This window comes from Curtobacterium sp. VKM Ac-1376 (genome assembly GCF_015351025.1).
Classification (GTDB): Bacteria; Actinomycetota; Actinomycetes; order Actinomycetales; family Microbacteriaceae; genus Curtobacterium.
This window is the reverse complement of the sequence record NZ_JADKRV010000003.1, coordinates 35098-52819: the sequence shown is the minus strand read 5'-3', so window position 1 is coordinate 52819 and position 17722 is coordinate 35098. Positions and strand designations below refer to the sequence as shown.

Genomic DNA, 17722 nt, shown 5'->3' with positions numbered 1-17722 from the left:
TCGGTGGGTGCGTCTCAGTCACCCTTCACGTTGACGACCTGCCGCAGCGTGTGCCGGATCGACACGAGGTCCGCGGCGTCCGCCATGACCTGGTCGATCGGCTTGTACGCCGCCGGGATCTCGTCGAGGAACGCGTCGGTGTCGCGGTACTCGATGCCGACCATCGCCTCGCGCAGTTGCTCGTGCGTGAAGGTCCGACGTGCCGCGCTCCGCGAGAACAGCCGACCGGCGCCGTGCGGCGACGACTCGAGCGACGGTTTGTTGCCGAGCCCCTCGACGACGTACGACGCGGTCCCCATCGACCCCGGGATCAGGCCGGGCTGGCCGGCCTTCGCCTGGATCGCACCCTTCCGCGACACCCACACGGACTTGCCCCAGTGCGTCTCGCGCTGGGTGAAGTTGTGGTGGCAGTTGATGCGCTCACGCTCGTCGACCGGGGTGCCGACCGCCTCGGACAGCTGCCGGACGACGCGGTCCATCATCTCCTCGCGGTTGAGCAGGGCGAAGTGCTGGGCCCACCGCAGCTCGGCGATGTACCGGTCGAACTCCGGGGTGCCCTCGACCAGGTAGGCCAGATCCGGGTCCGGCAGTGTGATCCACCAGCGCTCCATCATCCGTTTGGCGACCGTGATGTGCCGCTGGGCGATCTTGTTGCCGACACCGCGCGAGCCGGAGTGCAGGAACAGCCATACCCGGTCCTCCTCGTCGAGGGAGACCTCGATGAAGTGGTTGCCGGACCCGAGCGTGCCGAGCTGGTTCCGCCACCCGCCGTGCACACCTGCCGGGTCGAACCCGGCGGCGTCGGCCATAGCCTCGAGCTCCGCGATGCGTGGCGCGGCCGTCGTGACGATCTTCCGGTTCGCGGCACCGGCGGACAGCGGGACCGCCCGCTCGATCTGCTCGCGCAGCCCCTGCAGGTCCGCGGGAAGGTCGGCCGCGGTGAACTGCGTCCGGACCGCGATCATCCCGCAGCCGATGTCCACGCCGACGGCCGCCGGCATGACGGCACCGAGGGTCGGGATGACGGACCCCACGGTGGCGCCGAGGCCGAGGTGCGCGTCGGGCATCAGGGCCAGGTGCGGGAACACGAACGGCATGCGCGCGGTCGTGCGCGCCTGCTGCTCGGTGTTCTCCTCGAGCATCGAAGCCCAGCTGAGCAGTCGGTCGTTGATCTTCTTCATGGGGTCGTCTCGCTTTCGTGACGGTCGAGGTGACGGTCCGAGACGGTCGTACGCCGGGCCTCCTGGTCGTCGCCGGACGTGGCGGACGGAAGGAGGCGGAGATGACGAACGCCCCGGGCCGGGTGGGCACGGGGCGTCGGAGGACGTCGCGTGCCTACGCGGGACAGCGGAGGGACCACTGCTGCTGCTGTTCGGGCAGCACGGCGATCGTGTCGAGCTGGAGCTCGACGCGTTCCTCGTTGTGCTGCACGGCGCGCATGCGCGGTCCTTCCGATGTGCCCGGGGCGGGCGGTCTGCCGATCGGCAGGAACACGACGCGAGTGCGACACGCCCGGGATGCGCAACTCGCGTTGGTGTGTCGGTCTGGAGGCCCGGGGTGCGTTCGCCACGAGGGGTACGTCCTCCTGATGGTCACCACCACCGCCGGGGCAGGCTGGACGCATGACCGAGCGCACGCGAGACACCCCCGACGCGACCGAGAACGAGGAACGGACGAACGGCTACGTCCCGCTCCGCTCCTACGGCGCGATCGGCGACGGGCGGACGGTCGCGCTCATCGCGCTCGACGGCCGGATCGACTGGCTGCCGATCCCGTCGATGGACTCCCCGCCGGTGTTCGCCAGCATCGTCGACGCCGAGCACGGCGGACACGTCGCCCTGCGGCCGGTGGACGACCAGGCGCAGGTGTCCCGCGCGTACCTGCCCGGCACGAACGTGCTCGTGACGACGTGGACGACGCCGTCCGGTCGCGCCACCGTGACCGACGCCATGGTCACCGGCGTGGCCGGACGGTTGCCGTGGGCCGAGATCGGCCGCTGCGTGCAGGGGGTCGACGGCACGGTCGAGATGGAGTGGGCCGTCGTGCCCGGGACCATCCTGAACACCGCCGAGCCCCGGCGGCTGGACACCGCCAACGGGACCGTCATCGGTGTCGACGGCATCACCATCGGCATCGTCGAGCAGGGGTTCGAGCCCGTCCACGACGACGGACCGCGGTTCTCCGGACGCTTCTCGACGAGTGCGGGGTCGAAGTCGATCCTGACCATCGTCGGCACGCACGACGAGCCGGTGTTCCTGCCGGAGCCGGAGCGCACGCTCGAGGGCATCGACCGCACGATCGAGAACTGGTCGACCTGGTCGACGGAGTTCAGCTACGACGGTCCGTGGTCGGACGCCGTCCAGCGCAGCGCCCTTGCCCTGAAGCTCCTGATCTTCGCTCCGACGGGTGCGATCGCCGCAGCACCGACGACGAGCCTGCCCGAGGACCGCACCGGTGGGAAGAACTGGGACTACCGGTTCGCCTGGGTGCGCGACCTCGCCTACACGGTGCACGCGCTGACCAGGTTCGGCCTGCGCGAGGAGACGCACGCCGCGGTGTCCTGGGTGATACGCACCATCGCCGAGCACGACGAGACGATGCCGATCTTCTACGGGCTCGACGGGTCGAAGACCGACAGCGTCGAGGAGCGCGACGTGCCCGGCTGGAACGGGATCGGCCCGGTCACGGTCGGCAACCGCGCCGGCGACCAGCTGCAGCTCGGCGTCTGGGGCGACGTGTTCGAGATCATGCGCCAGTACGTCCGCGCTGGCAACGTCCTCGACCGGAAGACGGCCGCGGTGCTCCAGGACCTGGCCGACGATGCGTGCCACCGGTGGGTCGAACGCGACTCCGGCATGTGGGAGTTGCCGGAGGCGCAGCACTACACGACGAGCAAGATCGGCTGCTGGCAGGCGCTCGACGCGGCGGTGGAACTCCACGACGCCGGGATGATCGACGGCCCGCGCGACGAGTGGGTCAAGAACCGAGAACTCATCGAGGACTGGGTCGCTGAGCACGGGTGGAACGAGGAGCTCGGCCACTACGTCATGTACCCGGGGACCGACGCCCTCGACTGCTCGATCCTGCTGCACGCGATGTCGGCGTTCGACCGCGGGCCACGGATGGAGTCGACGATCCGGGCGATCGAGGAGCAGCTGCAGCAGGGGCCGCTCGTCTACCGGTACTCGGGCATCGAGGACGAGGAATCACCCTTCGTGGCGTGCTCGTTCTGGCTCGCCGCCGCCCTGGCGTGCGTCGGACGGGTCGACGACGCGGAACACCTGATGGACGACATGGTCGCGCAGGCGAACGACGTCGGACTGTTCAGCGAGATGCTCAGCGCGGTGGACGGGGACTTCATGGGCAACATCCCGCAGGGGTTGTCGCACCTGGCGCTCATCCAGGCGGCGCTGACGATCGAGCAGATCTCGCAGCAGGGCTGAACGGGCTGAACGGGCTGCACGGAGCACCCGGGCTGAGCGGCCTCGTCGGCGGCCGGAGGCATCATGGTCTGACGATGAACGACGTCGACGCACGGATGGACCGGCTCCGGAGGGCCGCCCGCTACCGCTACCAGCAGCTCGTGGAGAGCGAGATCGAGCGCGGGTCGCTCGACCCGGACGAGGTGCGCGAGGAACGTCGGCTGCTGAAGGCTGCCGACGTCGCGGCCCATGCCCGGGCGCAGATCGAGGAGGCCGAGCGCCGCGGGGTCTTCGAGGGCAATCCGTACCACGGCAAGCCACTGCCGGGGCTCGACGGCCAGCACGATCCGGACTGGTGGATCAAGTCGAAGATCGAGCGCGAGGACATCCGGGGCATCGCGCCGCCCGCCCTGTCGCTCCGCACCGAGGACGCGGAGCTCGACGGTGCCCTCGACGCCCTGTCCCTCGAGTCCGACGTGCGCGACGTCCTGGTCGACTTCAACGCGCGGGTCAAGGAAGCCCGACGCCAGTTGCTCGGCGGCCCCCCGGTCGTCACACCGATGCGCGACGTCGAGTCCGAGGTGCAGGCCTGGCAGGAGCGACGGGAAACGCGGATGGCGTCCGCAGCGCGGGCTGCGGAACAGGCGCGACTCGACGCCCGCCCCCGTCGGTGGTGGCGACGACGAGGCAGCTGACTCGTCGAACGCAGAAGAGCCGCCCCGTCGGGGCGGCTCTTCCGAGTGCGGCGGGTGTTACTTGATCTGTGCGGTGATGGTGGCGGTGCCGACGAGGAGGCCGCGCTTGACGGCGTCGGTGCCGAAGGTCTTGTTCAGCAGGCCGGCTGCGTCCTCGCTGATGTGGACGGTGGTGCCGGTCAGGATCGCGTTGTCGCCCTCGAGCTGGAGGGGCTTGAGGGAGCCACCGTGCAGCTCGAACAGGAACGCGTTGGCCGCGGCGACCTTGCCGTTGACGAGGACGTCGCCGTACAGCTTCGACGAGCCCGGGTTCACGACGAAGTTCTCCAACGTGACGGTGGTGTCGCCGGCCTTGAGGGTCAGACCCGAGTCGTCGTGGTTCAGCAGCCCCTGCACGTAGGGGCGGTAGTCGCCGTCGGGCGACCAGTAGGTGACCGACCCGGCGGTGATCGGGAACGTCACCGACCCGTCTTCCAGGGTCGCGTCGCCGGAGACGCCGGGGGTGAGCTTCAGGGCGGTGAGGGCGTCGGTGAAGCCGGAGTCGAGCTGCACGGCGGTGGAGCCGCCGAGGACCTCGGGGACCGAGGCGACGGGTGCGGGGATGTCCGACGACGACGACACCGTGTGCACGTTCGGGGTGGCGGCCTGGGCGGAGGAGATCCCGAACGCGGCGCCGCCGAGGACGAGGGCGCCGGTCGTGGCGAGGGTGATGGAGGTCTTGAGGCTCTTGCGCATCGTGATCAGTCCTTTGCTCTGGAGGCGCTCCGGCCGGTGGCCGAACGTGCACGCTGTGGCAACACTTGCTGTGAGCAAGCTGCAGCCCGGCCAGATGTGACCGGAGAGCGCCCTGGGCGTTTGCCCTGTGCAAGTCATTCGGCACCCGGGCCCGATCGGTTTGGGACGAGTTTCCTGAGGCACGGCGGCCTGTCGTTTCGTACCGTGTACCCATGGCTCCAGCACACATCTCCACCACCGACCGGCTCCGGGCGGTCGACGCCTGGTGGCGCGCCGCCAACTACCTGACGGTCGGGCAGATCTACCTGCTGGACAACCCGTTGCTCACGCGCCCGATCGAACCCGACGACGTGAAGCCCCGGCTGCTCGGACACTGGGGCACGTCGCCCGCTCTGAACCTCGTCTACGCACACTGCAGCGCCCTGATCGCGGAGACCGGTCGCGAGTTCCTCTACGTGTGCGGCCCCGGGCACGGCGGCCCGGCGATGAACGCGAACGCCTGGCTCGACGGCACGTGGGGCGAGCTGTACCAGGACGACGACCTGCAGCGGTTCTTCCGCCAGTTCTCGTTCCCCGGCGGCATCCCCTCGCACGCCGCCCCGGAGACCCCCGGGTCGATCAACGAGGGCGGTGAGCTCGGCTACTCGCTGTCGCACGCGTACGGCGCGGCGCTCGACAACCCGGACCTCGTCGTCGCGTGCGTGATCGGTGACGGCGAGGCCGAGACCGGGCCGCTGTCCGGCTCGTGGCAGGCGCACACGTTCCTCGACCCGGTGTCCGACGGTGCCGTGCTGCCGATCCTCAACCTCAACGGCTGGAAGATCGCGAACCCGACCGTCCTGGCCCGCATCCCCGACGAGGACCTCACCGCGTACTTCCGCGGGCTCGGCTACGACCCGATCGTCGTCGACTCCCGCCGCGTCGACGACGACCCGTACGCGGTGCACGCCCTGTTCGACGGCGCCCTCAGACGTGCCCTCGCGGCGATCGACGACATCCAGGCCGCCGCACGGGCGCAGGCCGCCCGCGCTGCCGCGGGTCAGCCCGCCGGGGCCGCCGCACTCCGTCCCCGGTGGCCGATGATCGTCCTGCGCACCCCGAAGGGCTGGACCGGCCCGAAGGAGGTCGACGGTGAGCAGGTCGAGGGCACGTTCCGCGCGCACCAGGTGCCGCTGCCCGCGGTGCGCGAGGACGACGGGCACCGCGCCCAGCTCGAGGAGTGGATGCGCTCGTACCGCCCCGAGGAGCTCTTCGACGAGGACGGCCACCCGATCGGCATCATGACGACGATCCGGCCGACCGGCGACGAGCGGATGAGCGCCACCCCGCACGGCAACGGCGGGCGTCTCCGGACCGCGCTCAACCGTCCGCCACTCGAGCCCTACGGGGTCGAGGCCGGCTCCACCGCGTCCGCCACCGGGACCCTCGGTCCGTGGCTGGCCGCACTCATCGAGAAGAACCCGTCGACCTTCCGGCTGTTCGGGCCGGACGAGACGATCTCGAACAAGCTCGACGCCGTCTTCGACGTCACCGACCGTGTCTGGCGGGCCAAGCGGGCACCGGGTGACGAGCACCTCGCGGCCCGCGGGCGGGTCACCGAGGTCCTGTCGGAGCACCTGCTCGAGGGCATGCTCGAGGGCTACGTGCTGACCGGCCGCCACGGGATGCTCAACACCTACGAGGCGTTCGCCCACATCATCGACTCGATGGTCGGGCAGTACGCGAAGTGGCTCGAGTCGTCCACGGACATCGACTGGCGCGTCCCGGTGTCGAACCTGTCGCTCCTGCTGTCGTCGCACGTCTGGCGGCAGGACCACAACGGGTTCTCGCACCAGGACCCCGGGTTCCTCGACATCGTCGCCTCGAAGCAGCAGGACCTCGTCCGCATCAAGCTCCCCGCTGATGCGAACACCCTGCTCGCCGTCGCCGCGCACGCCATGGAGACCACCGACCGCATCGAGGTGATCGTCGCCGGCAAGCACCCGGAACCGGTCTTCCTGTCCCTCGACGACGCGGTGGCGCACGCCGCGGCCGGACTCGGCGTGTGGGACTTCGCCGGCACCGAGCAGGCCGTCGGACGCGTCGACGTCCTGCTGGCCTGTGCTGGCGACGTCCCCACCGTCGAGGCGATCGCCGCGACGGACATCATCCGGAAGCACGCCCCCGACGTCGGCGTCCGGGTCCTGAACGTCGTCGACCTGCTGGCGCTCGGCGATCCGCGCAAGCACGAGCACCCGATCCCGGACGAGCAGTACGACGCCCTCTTCCTGCCGGGGACGCCCACCGTGTTCGCGTTCCACGGGTACCCGGCGCTCGTCCACCAGCTGACGTACCGCCGGAACGGGCACGACGACCTGCACGTCCACGGGTTCCTCGAGCAGGGGACGACGACCTCGCCGTTCGACATGCTCATGCGCAACGACATGGACCGCTTCGCGCTCGCGCACGACGCGCTGACGCGGGTGGACGCCGAGGCGCACGCCGACCTGCTCGCGAAGCTGTCCGAAGCACGTGACGCCGCACGGACGTTCGCCTACACGAAGGGCGAGGACCACCCGTCGCTCGCCGGCTGGGAGTTCGCGGGCTGGCCGCAGGACGAGCCGGCCACGGGTGGGACCGGTGGCGACCCCGGTGCGGGCGAGACCGAGGCGGCCGCACCCGGCAACTGAGGCGCTCCTCCACAGGCCTGGAGGCCCGGATCACCCTCCACAGGACCGGTCACGCCCGCCGCGTGGCCGGTTCCGTGCCGTCAGGGTTCCGGCATGGACATCGGCTGGATCAGTGCGCTCGTGTCGGTCACGAGCGCGTCCGTCGCGGTGGGTGCGCTCGTCGCGTCGGTGCTCGACGGGCGCGCAGGACGGCGAAATGCAGAGTTCTCGGTGCACCGCGACCTGTGGTGGCAGCGTTGGTCTTGGGTCGCCGACCGGGCGACCTCGGACGACGAAGGAAAGCGCGCGGCTGCCGGTGTGATGTCCGCTGCGCTGGTGACCCGCAGTTGGACGTCCGACGACGACACCTGGACATCTCAGGCACTCGCTGAGTACGAGGCAACGCGTCCGGGAGCCCACGAACAGCAGGAAGGAGAACGCTGATGATCTCGACGCTGACCGACGAGGCCTTCAAGCGACTGCTCGACAACCGCGAGATGACGACACCACGGCTCCTCGCGAGCCCCCACTACGGTCCGCTCATGCGTGCGAAGGGCGCCGAAGCGGAACTCGCGCAGATGCGCATCGAGTGGCGTGAACGCCAGGAGCGCGCCCGGGCGCGGAAGCTCAAGTACGAGGCGTCCTTCGGTGAGGGCTGAACCGACGCCGTGCGGGCCTGCAACGCTGGGACCGTGACCGAACTCGTGATCCCGGCCCCGAGCCTCCCGACCGTGCCCACGACGACGGGCGCGCGTTTCCCCCTCCGCCGTGTGTTCTGCGTCGGCCGGAACTACGCGGCACACGCCCGCGAGATGGGCCACGACCCGGACCGCGAGCCGCCGTTCTTCTTCACCAAACCGGCCGACGCGGTCGTGGTCGACGGCGCCGACACCCCGTACCCGCCGCTGACGCAGCAACTGGAGCACGAGGTCGAGCTCGTCGTCGCGATCGGCACCGGCGGCACGGACATCGCCGTCACCGACGCGCTCGCACACGTCTGGGGCTACGCCGTCGGGATCGACCTCACCCGCCGAGACCTGCAGGCCGAGGCGAAGCGACTCGGACGCCCGTGGGACACGGCCAAGGGCTTCGACGCCTCAGCACCGATCGGGGCGCTCACCCCGGCGGCCGAGGTCGACGCGACCCACGGCGCGATCCAGCTGACGGTGGACGGAGAACTCCGGCAGTCGGGTGACCTGGCCGACCAGATCTGGTCCGTCGCCGAGACGATCGCAGCGCTGTCGCGGTCCGTCGCACTCGCCCCTGGTGACCTGCTCATGACCGGCACACCCGAGGGCGTCGGTGTACTCGAGCGCGGCTCCGTCCTCGTCGGCACGATCGCCGGTGTCGGCGAGGTCCGGACCCGGATCGTCTGACGTGTCGGCGATGTGTCGCCGGGCTGGGAGCATTCGCAGCCAGCACGGGTAAGTCTTGGACGTCGTCGCGGGTGGGGCCCGCGGCGGACACGGGGCGGCGCATCGCGACGAGGCGACGCGGACACCCCGGGACTGCCGGAGGTACCACCGTGCTGGAACACGATCTGCTCGCGACGTCCTGGACGTGGGCGGGCGACGAGAGCCTCGGCGAGCGTGTGCGCGCCGTGGGGGCCGCCGGGTTCGCCGGACTCTCGCTGTCCCTCGACGACCTGCACGAGGTCCGCGCGACGACCGGCTTCGCCGAACTCCGACGCATGCTCGACGGCGCCGGCATCGTCTGGGTCCAGCTCGGCCCCCTCGATCGGTGGTGGACGTGCACGAGCCGCTCCGACGACGAGGACGCGGACCGCGGGGTCGTGCTCGAGGCGGCCGCGACGCTGAGCGCCTGGCAGGTGGTGGCGCGTGCCGACACCTCGTTGCCGGGGGCTTCCCCCACGACCATGGCCGGGGACTGGGTCGTGCTCGCCGATCAGGCCGAGAGCGTGGGGGCGCAGCTCGTCCTGGAGCCGGAACCGTGGTCGAACCTGCCGACCATCGAGCGAGCGTCGCGGTTCGTCGCTGCCGCGGGGCACCCGAACGGCGGGCTGCTCGTCGACGCGATGCACGCACTGCGCGGCGGCTCGACCCTTGCTTCCCTCCGTGCGGGTGTGGCACCCGCGACCCTCGCGGCGGTGGAGCTGAGTGACGGCCTGCTGCACACCCCGAGCGGCATGACCCTGTCCGAGGAGTCCCGTGTCGCCCGACACCTGCCCGGAGCCGGCGCGTGGGACCTCCCCGGCTTCGTGCGCACGATCCGCGAGCTCGGGTTCGACGAGCCGTGGGGCGTCGAGGTCCGGACACCGGCCTACCGTGCGATGCCGATCGGCGGTGCGCTGCGGACCGCTGCCGCCGCGACCCGGGCCGTGCTCGACGCAGCCGACGCGTTCGGTGCTCCGGCCGCACCGGCCATGCCGTCGACCCCGGGGCCGAGGTCCGCGGTCGACTTCGAGCCGCCGCACCCCGCCCGCCGTTGGGACGCCGACACAGGAACGCCCGCGTAACTTGCAGGGCATGACCGATCAGGCAGCACACGACGACGACCTGCTCCGCCGCTCACAGGAGTCCATCGACGAGGCGAAGGCCGCCGCGGCCGAGGTGTCCGAGCCGGAAGAGGACGAACTCATCGACGAGGACATCCCGGTGGCGGACCACGCTGCGCCGGCGGACGGACCGGCACCTGCCGCGTGACCCACGACTGCGACTGACCCGGGGCACGGACCCCGTCGGACCCGCCGACTGACGCGATCGCGATCGCGATCACTCGGCGGATCACTCGGCGGGTTCTTCGTGCCGATCTCGCATCGGACGTGACGAATGCGCCGCTTGCTCCGTCTCACAGAAGGCGGCGGCCCGTGCGCTCCCTGATCCGGCGTACGGGCCGTCCGTCCGTCCGGCCCGGCCGATCTCCCGGGACGGCCGGTCGTGCGCGATCCCGCTCAGTCGTCGCCGTCGTCGCCGGCGAGGAAGTCGGCGTACCGAACCTCCGTCTCGGCGCTGCCGGTCCCCGCGTCCACCGGCGAGCGCGGCGGCAGATCGTCCCCCGTGATCGCCACGCGCTCCGCTGCCGTGTACGGCGGCAGGTACTTGCTCGAACTCATCTTCAGTGCCCCCTTCATCGGGGCGAACGTAACAGCCGCCGGCCGATTCCGGCCAGGGATGCCGAAATCGTCCCCCGCTCGCGCACAGCGCGGGGGACGGAATTTCGCCAGGGGCGGACCCCATGCGCACGCATCAGCAATGGGGGGGAGGGCGATCGGGCGTCTGGTCAGAACTCCCGGACCACGTCAGCCGGGGCCTTGTCGACCCGCCAACCGCGCCAGGACGGCTGCCGGAGCCGACCGTCACCGGTCCACTCGGCGAACTCGACCTCCCCCACGCGCTTCGGCGTCACCCAGTGGGCATCGCGGGCATCGGGCCGCGGGACGTCGGTGAAGGGGGATGTCTTCCGGTCGAGCGGCCGGAGCAGTGCCGCGATCTCGTCGAGGTCACGATCACGGAACCCGGTGCCGACCTTGCCGACGTACTCCAGCCCGTCGGGGCCGGGCACCCCGAGCAGCAGCGACCCGATCCCGCCGGCACGACGACCGCTGCCTGGCTTCCATCCACCGACCACGACCTCTTGCGTGGCATGGTGCTTCAGTTTCAGCCAGGCCTCGGACCGGCGCCCCTCGGCGTACTTCGAAGAGCGCTTCTTCACGACGACCCCCTCGAGTCCCTGGTCCTTCGAGGCCGCCATGACGGCCTCGAGGTCGCCCTGCACCGCCGGCGGCACGTCGATGGCGCCACCCGGCTCGACGACGGTCTCGAGCGCCTGGCGCCGGGCGTCGTACCCCAGGCGGGTGAGCTCGTGCCCGTCGGCCTCGAGCACGTCGAACAGCAGGAACCGGACCGGCGTGGTCTCCTGTGCGCTCCGGACCTCGCGGGGCTTCGTCAGCCCCATCCGGTTCTGCAGCAGCTGGAACGACGGCCGCCCACGGTCGTCGACCGCCACGATCTCGCCGTCGAAGACCCCGTCGACCCCGGCCCGGTCGGCGAGCTCCTGCAGCTCGGGGTACTGCGCAGTCAGGTCGTTGTCGTTCCGGCTGCGCAGGGTCACCGATCCGTCGCGGACGGTCGCGAGCGCCCGGACGCCGTCCCATTTCATCTCGAACGCCCAGTCCGCCGGGTCGAGCCGGGGTGCGTCCTTCGCGAGCGTCGCCTGCATCGTCCGGCGGTCCGACGGTGGGGTCGCGGCAGCGGCCGCTCCGGTGATCCGGCGGTGCGCGTCACGCCGGTCGCCGCTGTGCCCGTCGGCCGATCGGGAGGCCCGCCCCGCGTCCGCCGTGCCACCCCCGTCCGCCAGGCGCTCGGGCTGCTCCTTGGTGCGGTGGATGAGCCAGTTCTTCTCGTCCCCACCGCCTCGGCCACGGGTGTGCAGGAGCGCGAGCCGGCGAGCGCCACCGGCCCGGCCGTGCAGCGTGACGATGACCTCCTGCCCCTCGCGCCACTTCTCGAGCTCGTACGTGCCGTCGTCCCAGATCGTGACGGTGCCCCCGCCGTACTCGTCCTTGGGGATCGTGCCCTCGAACGAGCCGTACTCCAGCGGGTGGTCCTCGGTCTGCACCGCCAGGTGGTTCTTGCCGGGGTCGCTCGGTTCGCCCTTCGGCAGGGCCCAGCTCACCAGTACCCCGTCGTGTTCGAGCCGGAAGTCGTAGTGGTCGCGGGTGGCGTGGTGCTCCTGGATCACGAAGGTGGGCGTGCCGTCCTTCCGCACCGTGGGAGCCCCCTCGGGGACGGGTTCCGGAGTCTTCGACGCGTCGCGCTTCGCCCGGTAGGCGGCCAGCCGGTCGCGCGCCGGCTGCTCGGCGTCGTTCACGCGCTCGGTCCGGTCGCTGTCCCAGTGACCGTGGTCGTCGCGCCCGACGGCCAGCGAGGCGGACGCGACCGGGTGCAGGAAGTCCCCACGGGCCTCCAGGCGTTCGAGGACCTCGTCCAACGTGAGCTGCGCGAGTCCGCGCTCCTCGAGTTCCTTCCACGTGCGGGGGGCCGCGACCGTCGGCCGCTCTCGGCCGCGCAGCGAGTACGGGGCGATGGTCGTCTTGTTGCCGTTGTTCTGCGACCAGTCGACGAAGACCTTGCCCTTCCGCTCGGCGCGGCTCATCGACGACAGGACCAGGTCGGGCATGTCCATCTCGAGGGCCTTCGCCAGCTCGTGGGCGACGTCGGAGACCTGCGCCGTCGTCGCCTTCCCGTCGAGCGCCGCGTAGAGGTGGATGCCCTTCGAGCCGGACGTCACCGGGTACGGATCGAGGCCCATCCCGTGCAGGATCTCGCGGGCGGCCAGGGCGACCTCGACGCACTCGGGCAGCCCGACGCCCTCGCCGGGGTCGAGGTCGAGGACGAGCCGGTCCGGGTTCTGCTGCGCGCCACGTGGGCCGAACCGCCACTGCGGGACGTGCAGTTCGAGCGCGGCCTGCTGCGCCATCCACACCAGGGTCGGCAGGTCGTCGACGATCGGGTACTCGTTGTCGTGTTCCGAGTGGTGGATGGTGTGGTGCCGCACCCAGTCGGGTGCCGAGTCGGGCAGGTTCTTCTCGAAGAAGACCTTGCCCTCGACACCGTTGGCCCAGCGCTTCCGGGTCACCGGGCGGTCCTTGACGTGCGGGATCATCCACGGAGCGACCCGCTCGTAGTACTCGATCACCCGGCCCTTCGTGGTGCCGGTCTCCGGGTAGAGCACCTTGTCGGTGTTCGTCAGCGCGAGCCGCCGGTCGCCGACCAGGACGACGGTCTTGCGCGAGACCGGACTCACAGCGCCACCCCGGTCGCTCCCGCCACCGTCAGGGTCGTGCCGGACGTGTACGACGACTCGGGCCCGGCCAAGTAGACGTAGGCGCTGCCGAGCTCGACGGGCTGGGCGGGACGGCCGAACGGGGTGTCCTGGCCGTACGCCGCGATCTCGTCACCCGGGTAGCTGATCGGCTGGAGCGGCGTCCACACCGGCCCGGGCACGACGGTGTTCGCACGGATGCCCTTCGTGGCGAGCTGCCGGGCGAGCCCGTTCGTGTACGTGATGATGGCGGCCTTCGTGGCGGCGTAGTCGATCATGCGGTCCTGCGGCTGGTACGCGGACACCGAGCTGGTCGTGACGATCGAGCTCCCCGGCGCCATGTGCGGGACGGCCGACCGCACGAGCCAGAACAGCGAGTACACGTTGACCTTCATCGTGCGGTCGAAGTCCTCGGTGCTCTGCCGGGTGATGTCCTCGTGCACCTGCTGGTGCCCCGCGACGAGCACGAGCGCGTCGAGGCCGCCGAGCTGGCTGACCGCGTCCTGTACCAGCACCTCGCAGAACGCCTCGTCGGTCAGGTCACCGGGCAGCAGCACCGCCTTGCGGCCAAGGTCGCCGATGACGTCACGGACCTGCTCGAGGTCCTCGCGCTCTTCGGGCAGGGCGTTCAGTGCGACGTCAGCGCCCTCCTTCGCCATCGCGATCGCCGCGGCTCGGCCGATCCCGGAGTCCGCCCCGGTGACGAGCACGCGGTACCCACGCATCCGGCCGGTCCCCAGGTAGCTCGTCTCACCGTGGTCGGGCGCGGGGTCCATCGCGCTGGCCAGCCCGGATCCCTGCTGCGTCTGCGCGGGGAACGGCGGACGGGGGAACTGGTCGCGCGGGTCCTGCTTGTCGAGCTGGCTCATGCGCCCATCGTGCTCGCGCCGACCTCGTGGCGGTCCAGCGAACCGGACATCCGTGGAACGATCCCCGGACGATCCCACCTGTGGAGGAGCCGTCTGCCCCGGGCGCTCACGCTCGGACACGGGCATCATGTCCCCATGAGGTCGATCTGGAAGGGCTCCATCGCGTTCGGGCTCGTGAACGTGCCGATCAAGGTGTACGCGGCCACCGAGACCCACGACGTGTCCCTGCACCAGGTCCACGACGACGACAAGGGCCGCATTCGGTACAAGCGCGTGTGCGAGTTCGGGCACGAGGTCGAGTACGCCGACATCCAGCGCGCCTACGACGACGGTGAGAAGACCGTGGTGCTGACTGCGGACGACTTCAAGCAGCTGCCGGAGGAGCAGTCGCACGAGGTCGAGGTGCTCGAGTTCGTGCCCGTCGAGCAGGTCGACCCGATGATGTTCGAGAAGACCTACTACCTCGAGCCTGACTCGCGCTCGCCGAAGGCGTACGTGCTGCTGCGCGAGACCCTGGCGAAGACCGACCGGCTCGCGATCGTGCAGTTCACGCTGCGACAGAAGACCCGGCTCGGGGTGCTCCGCGTCCACGACGACGTGATCCTGCTGCAGGGGCTGCTCTGGGGCGACGAGGTCCGCGCGGCGGACTTCAAGTCACTCGACACCTCGGTGAAGGTCAGCGCCAACGAGCTGAAGATGTCGTCCTCGCTCGTCGAGAGCATGTCGACCGACTTCGATCCCGACCGCTACACGGACTCGTACCAGGAGGAACTGCAGCAGCTGATCGACGCCAAGCTCGAGGCGGGCGACGACAACGACACCGAGAAGACCTTCGGTGAGCAGGCCGACGAGGACGACGACGACGAGGGCGGTGACGTGCTCGACCTGATGGCCGCCCTGCGTGCGTCCGTCGACAAGAAGCGGACGGGAGGCTCGGGGTCGCGTTCGTCGTCGACCTCGCGCTCGTCGTCGGGCTCCGACTCGGGCACGTCCGGCTCCGGCAGGAAGGCGCCGGCGAAGAAGGCGCCCGCGAAGAAGGCCGCGGAGAGCACGGCCGAGAAGGCCCCCGCGAAGTCGGCGCCGAAGAAGGCCCCTGCCAAGAAGGCGCCGGCGAAGAAGCCCGCAGCCAAGAAGCAGGCGAGCTGACCGCTTGCGGGGGGTCAGGCCGAGGTCGAGCCGCTGCCCGCCAGCCGCTCCAGCGTGGTGAACGCCTCGGCGTGCTCCTGGCGCAGGGCGGTCCACCCGGCGCCGGCGTCGATCCGCTCCGGGTGCTCGACGGGCAGTGCGTACCCGTGCTGTGCCCGTGGGACCGGGTCGCCGGGCAGCCGGAGCTCCTGGGTGAACGCGCCGCTCGCCGCCTCGAAGGTCAGGGTGTGCGACGCGACGTTCCGGCCCCAGTCCGCGGACGGCCACGACATGAACGCGACGTGCCGCAGCCCCTGTGCGGGATCGGTCGCCGAGACGTAGCAGCCGTGGTGGTCCTCGCCCGGGGACAGGATCGTGTACGTGCCGTTGTCCCGGTAGACGAGCAGGGCCTCGGCGAAGGGCTTCGGGGCGTACATCGCGGTGTAGCGCAGGGCGTGCGCGGCGATCGGCGGACCCAGCGGGACCGAGACGGCGGTGGCGGCGGCGGTGTTGATGGACATCACCGACACCGTCGACCATCGAGCTGGAGAAGCGGTGCGCTCCGCCGGAGGACTCGTTCATCCGGCCGCCCGGTCCTCGTCCGACCGGTCGGCGTCACGCTCCCTCCGCCGCAGGCCGAAGGGCAGGGCGGTCCACAGTGCCGCGGTCCCCACGAAGACCGCGACCCCACCGATCACACCTCCTGCGCCACCGAGCACCACGTCGAAGACGAAGTAGACCGTCCCCGAGAAGAGCAACGCGCTCGCGATGAGTGCGGCGAGCAGGATGACGTTGCCGGCACGGACCAGGTCGTGCTTCTGTCGCTGCCGGAAGACCAGCCGGTGCGTCGCCACGGCGGACAGCGCGACGACGGTCACGACGACAGCAAGGACGACGAGGACGAGGTAGACCGTCTCCTGCCGGTCGGACAGGCTGGTGAAGCGCTGCTGGAACGGCAACGTCAGCAGGAACCCGGCGAGGATCTGTGTCCCGGTCTGCACGATCCGGAGCTCCTGCTGGATGTCGACCCAGTTCCGGTCCCACCGTTCCGTCGGCGTCTCGTGCCGGCCGCGCTCGGTCTCGCTCATACCGCGAACCTACCCACGAGTGCGTTGACGACCGACGAGCTGTGACACGAGCCGGTAACACCGATCGGGGAGACTGGTCGAATGACTCCACAAGAGCCTGGGAGCCTGCAGTCGTCACCCGCGACTGATGGCCCGCCCGTCACCGTCTCCACCACCCGCCTGGTCGAACCCGAGCGCATCCCCGAGGTCACCCGCTGGGTACAGTCGGGCGTGAACCTGGCGAACCGCTACCCGGGCTTCCTCGGCTCCGGGTGGGTGCGTTCCACCGCGCAGTCCCGCGAGTGGCACATGCTCTACCGGTTCGCCGACCACGACTCCCTGGCCACGTGGGAGAACTCCGACGACCGGCTGCGCTGGCTCGACCTGGGCCGTGACCTGGTGGTGGAGTCCCGCGTCGAGAAGCGCACCGGCATCGAGGGCTGGTTCGACGTCCCGCAGGACGCCCCGGCCTCGAGCGCTCCCCCGCGGTGGAAGCAGTCCGTGAGCATCTGGCTCGGCTTCTTCCCGGTGAACCTCGCGTTCACGTACCTGATGGCCTGGCTCGTCCCCGCGTTCGCGCACGTCGCGATCCTGCCCCGGGTGCTCATCACGACCGTCGTGCTCACGCCGATCATGACGTTCTGGGTGCTGCCGTTCGTCACCCGGATGATCCGCCCGTGGCTCCTCGCACCACCGCCCTCGCCCAGCGGACGGCCGGCGAGCGCCATTGGCGCCCGGCGCTGACGCGTTCCTCAGTCCACCTGCCGCAACACCCGTTCGATGCCGTCGAGGCGTCGTTCGATGCTCGCGAGCGTGCTTGCCAGTTCGCGCTGCGTGGCCGCGGTCTTCTCAGCGGCCGCCCGGTCGACTTGCCCGCGGTCAGCGCCCCACCGGAGACGCGCGATCGAGTACACCACTCCACAGACGATCGCCGTCACCGGCACCAGTACCCAGAGCATCCCAGTCCAATCCGTCATCATTTCCCCGTACTCCTCAATCGGTCGGTCCATGCCCGCTTGCAAACCGCCCGATGACGTTGATGCCACGACCGAGTAGTCGACCCGGACCTCGAATTCAGCGAGCGTGAAGTAGCGGTACGCCCGCCCGTCCGCGCACTCGCCAGGGTTTGGAGACGCGCGAGCAGTAATTCCACCTCCCTCTGGCTGGATCCGATCGAGGCGGGGAGCGCGTACTCCCCGCCTCGGTCGTCTCACCTCAGCCGCAGGACCCCGCTGAGCAGCACGAGCTGCTGCCGCAGCACGACGTCGAGGTGCAACTGCTGCTCCCGCTCGTCGCGCCGGTCTCAGGCACCGTGACCGCCTCACGCACCGAGAAGGTCTCAAGCCCGTCGAAGTCGAGCTCTGGCAGTTCAAGCAT

At 70.5% G+C, this 17722-nt stretch carries 19 protein-coding genes; 10 read left to right on the top strand and 9 right to left on the bottom strand.

Annotated features, from left to right (window positions below):
* Positions 1-14: 14 nt before the first annotated feature.
* Positions 15-1181, bottom strand: a complete 1167-nt coding sequence (locus tag ITJ56_RS05085; RefSeq protein WP_194628318.1) for an RtcB family protein — start codon at positions 1179-1181, stop codon at positions 15-17.
* Between the two features lie 441 nt (positions 1182-1622).
* Here ITJ56_RS05085 and ITJ56_RS05080 point away from each other — a divergent pair, with 441 nt between their 5' ends.
* Together ITJ56_RS05080 and ITJ56_RS05075 are read left to right on the top strand one after the other, a co-directional pair.
* Positions 1623-3443, top strand: a complete 1821-nt coding sequence (locus ITJ56_RS05080; RefSeq protein WP_194628316.1) for a glycoside hydrolase family 15 protein — start codon at positions 1623-1625, stop codon at positions 3441-3443.
* Between the two features lie 74 nt (positions 3444-3517).
* Positions 3518-4117, top strand: a complete 600-nt coding sequence (locus tag ITJ56_RS05075; protein WP_194628314.1) for a DUF1992 domain-containing protein — start codon at positions 3518-3520, stop codon at positions 4115-4117.
* A 57-nt stretch (positions 4118-4174) separates the two neighbouring features.
* On the opposite strand, the gene ITJ56_RS05070 is transcribed toward ITJ56_RS05075, so the two are convergent.
* Positions 4175-4852 carry a hypothetical protein gene (locus ITJ56_RS05070; protein WP_194628312.1) on the bottom strand — a complete coding sequence of 226 codons (678 nt, stop codon included), beginning with the start codon at positions 4850-4852 and terminating at the stop codon, positions 4175-4177.
* Positions 4853-5064: 212 nt separating this feature from the next.
* On the opposite strand from ITJ56_RS05070, the gene ITJ56_RS05065 reads away from it, so the two are divergent.
* The 6 genes from ITJ56_RS05065 to ITJ56_RS05040 all read left to right on the top strand — a co-directional run bounded on the left by ITJ56_RS05065 (position 5065) and on the right by ITJ56_RS05040 (position 10163).
* A complete protein-coding gene (locus tag ITJ56_RS05065; protein WP_194628310.1) occupies positions 5065-7521 on the top strand; it encodes a phosphoketolase in 2457 nt (818 codons plus the stop codon).
* A 93-nt stretch (positions 7522-7614) separates the two neighbouring features.
* A complete protein-coding gene (locus ITJ56_RS05060; protein WP_194628308.1) occupies positions 7615-7944 on the top strand; it encodes a hypothetical protein in 330 nt (109 codons plus the stop codon).
* Positions 7944-8159 carry a hypothetical protein gene (locus ITJ56_RS05055; RefSeq protein ID WP_194628306.1) on the top strand — a complete coding sequence of 72 codons (216 nt, stop codon included), beginning with the start codon at positions 7944-7946 and terminating at the stop codon, positions 8157-8159. The genes ITJ56_RS05060 and ITJ56_RS05055 overlap by 1 nt, the downstream gene beginning before the upstream one ends.
* A 33-nt stretch (positions 8160-8192) precedes the next feature.
* The gene (locus ITJ56_RS05050) at positions 8193-8876 is read left to right on the top strand and encodes a fumarylacetoacetate hydrolase family protein (protein WP_194628304.1); all 684 of its coding nucleotides are present in this window, start codon (positions 8193-8195) and stop codon (positions 8874-8876) included.
* A gap of 149 nt (positions 8877-9025) precedes the next feature.
* Complete coding sequence (locus ITJ56_RS05045) at positions 9026-9976, top strand: sugar phosphate isomerase/epimerase family protein (RefSeq protein ID WP_194628302.1); 951 nt, start codon at positions 9026-9028, stop codon at positions 9974-9976.
* Positions 9977-9986: 10 nt separating this feature from the next.
* Positions 9987-10163, top strand: a complete 177-nt coding sequence (locus tag ITJ56_RS05040) for a hypothetical protein (protein WP_194628299.1) — start codon at positions 9987-9989, stop codon at positions 10161-10163.
* Positions 10164-10411: 248 nt separating this feature from the next.
* Here ITJ56_RS05040 and ITJ56_RS05035 read toward each other — a convergent pair whose 3' ends face one another.
* The 3 genes from ITJ56_RS05035 to ITJ56_RS05025 form a co-directional block, all read right to left on the bottom strand.
* A complete protein-coding gene (locus ITJ56_RS05035; protein WP_194628297.1) occupies positions 10412-10591 on the bottom strand; it encodes a hypothetical protein in 180 nt (59 codons plus the stop codon).
* Positions 10592-10740: 149 nt separating this feature from the next.
* A complete protein-coding gene (locus tag ITJ56_RS05030; RefSeq protein ID WP_194628295.1) occupies positions 10741-13266 on the bottom strand; it encodes an ATP-dependent DNA ligase in 2526 nt (841 codons plus the stop codon).
* Positions 13263-14153 (bottom strand): SDR family oxidoreductase, encoded by an 891-nt coding sequence (locus tag ITJ56_RS05025; RefSeq protein WP_194628293.1) that lies wholly within the window; start codon positions 14151-14153, stop codon positions 13263-13265. The genes ITJ56_RS05030 and ITJ56_RS05025 overlap by 4 nt, the downstream gene beginning before the upstream one ends.
* Positions 14154-14288: 135 nt before the next feature.
* On the opposite strand from ITJ56_RS05025, the gene ITJ56_RS05020 reads away from it, so the two are divergent.
* Positions 14289-15299, top strand: coding sequence for a Ku protein (locus ITJ56_RS05020; RefSeq protein WP_194628291.1), 1011 nt, complete (start codon positions 14289-14291; stop codon positions 15297-15299).
* Between the two features lie 14 nt (positions 15300-15313).
* On the opposite strand, the gene ITJ56_RS05015 is transcribed toward ITJ56_RS05020, so the two are convergent.
* Together ITJ56_RS05015 and ITJ56_RS05010 are read right to left on the bottom strand one after the other, a co-directional pair.
* Positions 15314-15799: a hypothetical protein gene (locus ITJ56_RS05015; protein WP_194628283.1), complete on the bottom strand. Its 486-nt coding sequence runs from the start codon at positions 15797-15799 to the stop codon at positions 15314-15316.
* Between the two features lie 57 nt (positions 15800-15856).
* On the bottom strand, positions 15857-16366 hold the full coding sequence (locus tag ITJ56_RS05010; protein ID WP_194628281.1) for a DUF6328 family protein: 510 nt from the start codon (positions 16364-16366) through the stop codon (positions 15857-15859).
* A gap of 81 nt (positions 16367-16447) precedes the next feature.
* Here ITJ56_RS05010 and ITJ56_RS05005 point away from each other — a divergent pair, with 81 nt between their 5' ends.
* Positions 16448-17089 (top strand): antibiotic biosynthesis monooxygenase, encoded by a 642-nt coding sequence (locus ITJ56_RS05005; RefSeq protein WP_194628279.1) that lies wholly within the window; start codon positions 16448-16450, stop codon positions 17087-17089.
* 8 nt (positions 17090-17097) lie between these two features.
* Here the strand turns inward: ITJ56_RS05005 and ITJ56_RS05000 are convergent, their stop codons facing one another.
* Both ITJ56_RS05000 and ITJ56_RS19105 read right to left on the bottom strand, forming a co-directional pair.
* A complete protein-coding gene (locus ITJ56_RS05000) occupies positions 17098-17322 on the bottom strand; it encodes a hypothetical protein (protein ID WP_228517218.1) in 225 nt (74 codons plus the stop codon).
* 238 nt (positions 17323-17560) lie between these two features.
* Positions 17561-17722, bottom strand: a complete 162-nt coding sequence (locus tag ITJ56_RS19105; RefSeq protein ID WP_416354752.1) for a thiazolylpeptide-type bacteriocin — start codon at positions 17720-17722, stop codon at positions 17561-17563.